The sequence below is a fragment of the Paraburkholderia podalyriae genome (genome assembly GCF_014397785.1).
Lineage (GTDB): Bacteria > Pseudomonadota > Gammaproteobacteria > Burkholderiales > Burkholderiaceae > Paraburkholderia > Paraburkholderia podalyriae.
In genome coordinates this window covers 1-3,396 of sequence record NZ_VZQQ01000167.1, presented here as the reverse complement: position 1 = coordinate 3,396, position 3,396 = coordinate 1, and the positions used below count along the sequence as shown (strand labels likewise).

Sequence of the window (3,396 nt, the reverse complement as noted above, 5' to 3'; positions counted from 1 at the left end):
GAACGAGTATGGTGTGGTAAAAAAAATGTCGCGGTGTCTCTCGATGACCCTGTATTGCCTCCCAGGTTGACGCGTCCATGACGACATAATTTCAGGCTGATACTGATATTCCACTGATCAACATTGGGGGAACATCATGTTTGAGACTCTCTTTACGCGTCCGCATGCTCTTGCTGCCCACACTCTCGCGCCCTGCGTGGAATCCAGGAAGCGCTTCCTCATACATTGTCAGGAACTGGGTTATCCGCCTAAGTCGATCCGCAAGATCGCGTGGATCCTGCTGGTTTTTTCACAGAGCATTGATCTGTCCCGCCCGCGGTTAATAACGCACGAGGAAATCGCGTTTGCGGTTGACCATCGGATTCGACTTCTCCGAAGTGAGCGCACGAACGAGTCCCGCAGCTCGCGGCTTCTGTTCATCCATACCGCCACGGCCTGGCTGCGCTTTCTGGGGCTTCTGGAGGAATGGCGTCCCATGGAAGAACCATTTGTTCGCTATGTCGAACACTACGTCGATTTCATGCGTGACCAGCGGGGACTTTCCCCTGCTACGGTTTCAAACTGTCGCGATCAGATCGGTCATTTTTTGGCAACGGTCTGTCGCCCTGACAAGGAACTCGCTGCTCTCACTATCCACGATGTCGACGCTTATCTTGCGTACGAAAGCAACCATGGTTGGGCCAGAGCTTCGTTACACGCGCTTGCGAGCACGCTCCGTAATTTCTTCCGGTACGTAGAAGGACAAGGGTGGGCTACCAACGTTGCGTCGGGCATTGAAGCACCAGTGGTGTATAGAGAGGAGGGTTTGCCGCTCGGGCCGGATTGGGAAGATGTGCAAAGATTCGTCTCCAGCTTTGTCGGCGACAGCACGATCGATCTACGCAACCGTGCGATGATCATGCTGCTGGTTGTCTACGGACTGCGGCGCGGCGAGGTAGTGCGGCTCCGCCTGGAGGATATAGACTGGTGCGGCGAGATCCTTCATGTCAATCGTCCCAAGCAACGTTGCACACAGCAATACCCGCTGGTGGCGACAGTTGGAAACGCCATTCTGCACTACCTGAAGGAAGCGCGTCCACGAAGCGCCCATCGCGAGCTGTTCTTGTCTGTCGAGGCACCGATCCGACCGCTATCACCCGGACGCGTAAGTAGCATTGTCCGCTCGCGTCTCGCGACGCTTGGTATCGATATCCCGCGACGTGGCGCACATTGCCTGAGGCACGCAAACGCCCGGCATTTACTCGACGCTGGTTTTGCCCTGAAGGAGATCGGCGATCATCTCGGCCATCGCAGCGCTTCGTCGACGAGAACCTATGCGAAGGTTGACCTGATCGGACTGAGGTGTGTGGCAGAAATCGATCTGGGGAGTCTGCTATGAAGCTCTCCGAACTTGTCGCCCAATATGTGAGCCACAAACGGGCGTTGGGCATGCGCTTCGAGTCCGAGGCGGCCACGCTTGCCTCATTCTGCCGCCGGGTTGATGGCAACATTGATGTGGAGTCGGTCACAGTCGAACAGGTACAGGACTTCCTGACTGGCAACAGGCCGCTGACTAACCATTGGGGTAAGAGAAGGTCAGTGCTTGACTGCCTGTTTCGTTTTGCCCTCTCGCGTGGACATGTCACGGCTTCGCCGCTTCCTCGCTACAGTCCGAAATTGCCGCCACCGCTGACACCGTATATTTATTCGCAGCAGGAATTAAAGCGCCTGCTCGACGTGGCGTCGGCGGCATGCAGTCCGTACGGTCTGCTGGATGCATACGTTTTGCGTGCACTCATTCTGATTCTGTACGGCGCTTGCCTCCGCCATGGCGAAGCCTTGCGGCTAACCATGCAGGACGTCAATCTCGACGAAGCCGTCCTGCACGTGCGCGAGAGCAAATTCTACAGATCGAGGCTGGTTCCGCTAGGCGCAGATCTGAATAGTGCAATGCAAGCTTATGCCCGGCAACGCGCCCAGAGATTTGGGCAGGCACCGGCTGCGCCGTTCTTCTGCTTACGCGATGGTCGCCCCCTGAGCCAGAAAGCTGTGTGCAGGGCCTTTCAGCGACAGCGCACCCTGGCAAATATCCAACGCGAAGGCGGTGCGTCCTGCCAGCCGAGGCTGCATGATTTGCGGCACTCAGGCGCAGTGCACCGGCTAATCGCCTGGTATCGCTGCGGCGCGGATTTGCAACTGTTGTTGCCGCAGCTCGCCACCTATCTCGGCCACATTGATCTCGCGGGCACCCAACGCTACCTCACCCTGACGCCCGAGTTGCTGAATGAAGCTAGCACGCGCTTTGAAACTTACGTCCTTGAGGTGCAACATGAATAACTCATCCCTGCTGGGTCCGTGGATCCGACGTTTCCTGATCGAGTATCTGGTGGGCGAACGTAACCTTGCCATCAATACGCAAAGAAGTTACCGCGACATGCTCGTGCTGTTGCTTCCGTATCTGGCCGCCAAGGTCGACAAGCGTATCGACCGCCTGACCGTTGATGATCTCTCCGCGCAAATGGTGCGCCTGTTCCTGACGCACATGGAAGAACAGCGCCACTGTACGGTCAGCACACGAAATCAGCGGCTCGGCGGCATTCACGCGCTGGCCCGCTTCGTCGGCGAACATGCACCGGAATACGTCGACTGGTGGGCGCAGATTCATCTGATCCCCGTCAAGAGAACCAGTCGGCCGGAGATCAGCTATCTTAGCAAGCAGGAAATGGACGCTCTGCTTGCTGCCTCCGACGTGAATACGGCGCAAGGGCAACGCGAACATGCGTTACTGCTGTTCATGTTTAACTCCGGAGCGCGTGCAAGCGAAGCTGCGCAGCTCAAGATTGGCGACGTTGACTGGCACACGCGCTCGGTCAGCATTGTCGGCAAGGGGAATAAACATCGCCGGTGCCCGCTCTGGAAATCCACGCTCGATGCGTTGCGCTCACAGTCCGGGGGAAGGGACGCCGCCGCGCCGGTGTTCCTCAACCGGTTCCACCAGACGATGACCCGCTCCGGCATTCATGCACTCGTCAAGCGCTGTGCTATCCGTGCCGCCGCCAGCGCGCCGTCACTTGCCGGCAAGAATGTGCACCCACATGTGATCCGCCATACTACCGCCTCGCAACTACTCCAGGCTGGTGTCGACATCAACACGATACGCGGCTGGCTTGGGCACGTTTCGTTGGAGACGACCAATATCTATGCCGAAATCAATCTGGAAACGAAGGCGCGGGCGCTGGCGACATGCGAAGTGGAAGGCGTTGCCGGAGGACAAAAGCAATGGCGCGACCAGCCCGACCTGATGACCTTCCTCCGCACCCTGTAGCCGAATAATATGTGCTGTTCGATTTCCGCAAAGATGCTGCCCTAGCCTCGCTGGCAAGCGAGCGGCACATATTTTTTACCACACCATACTCA

3 protein-coding genes are annotated in these 3,396 nt (G+C 57.5%); all 3 read left to right on the top strand.

The window, feature by feature from the left end:
* Positions 1 to 136 precede the first annotated feature (136 nt).
* The 3 genes from F6X42_RS42060 to F6X42_RS42050 are packed head-to-tail and all read left to right on the top strand — an operon-like array spanning position 137 to position 3,304.
* The gene (locus F6X42_RS42060; RefSeq protein WP_222945930.1) at positions 137 to 1,378 is read left to right on the top strand and encodes a tyrosine-type recombinase/integrase; all 1,242 of its coding nucleotides are present in this window, start codon (positions 137 to 139) and stop codon (positions 1,376 to 1,378) included.
* On the top strand, positions 1,375 to 2,316 hold the full coding sequence (locus F6X42_RS42055; RefSeq protein WP_187639652.1) for a tyrosine-type recombinase/integrase: 942 nt from the start codon (positions 1,375 to 1,377) through the stop codon (positions 2,314 to 2,316). The genes F6X42_RS42060 and F6X42_RS42055 overlap by 4 nt, the downstream gene beginning before the upstream one ends.
* Positions 2,309 to 3,304 carry a tyrosine-type recombinase/integrase gene (locus tag F6X42_RS42050; protein ID WP_187639651.1) on the top strand — a complete coding sequence of 332 codons (996 nt, stop codon included), beginning with the start codon at positions 2,309 to 2,311 and terminating at the stop codon, positions 3,302 to 3,304. Before F6X42_RS42055 ends, F6X42_RS42050 begins: the two co-directional genes overlap by 8 nt.
* The last annotated feature ends 92 nt before the right edge of the window (positions 3,305 to 3,396 follow it).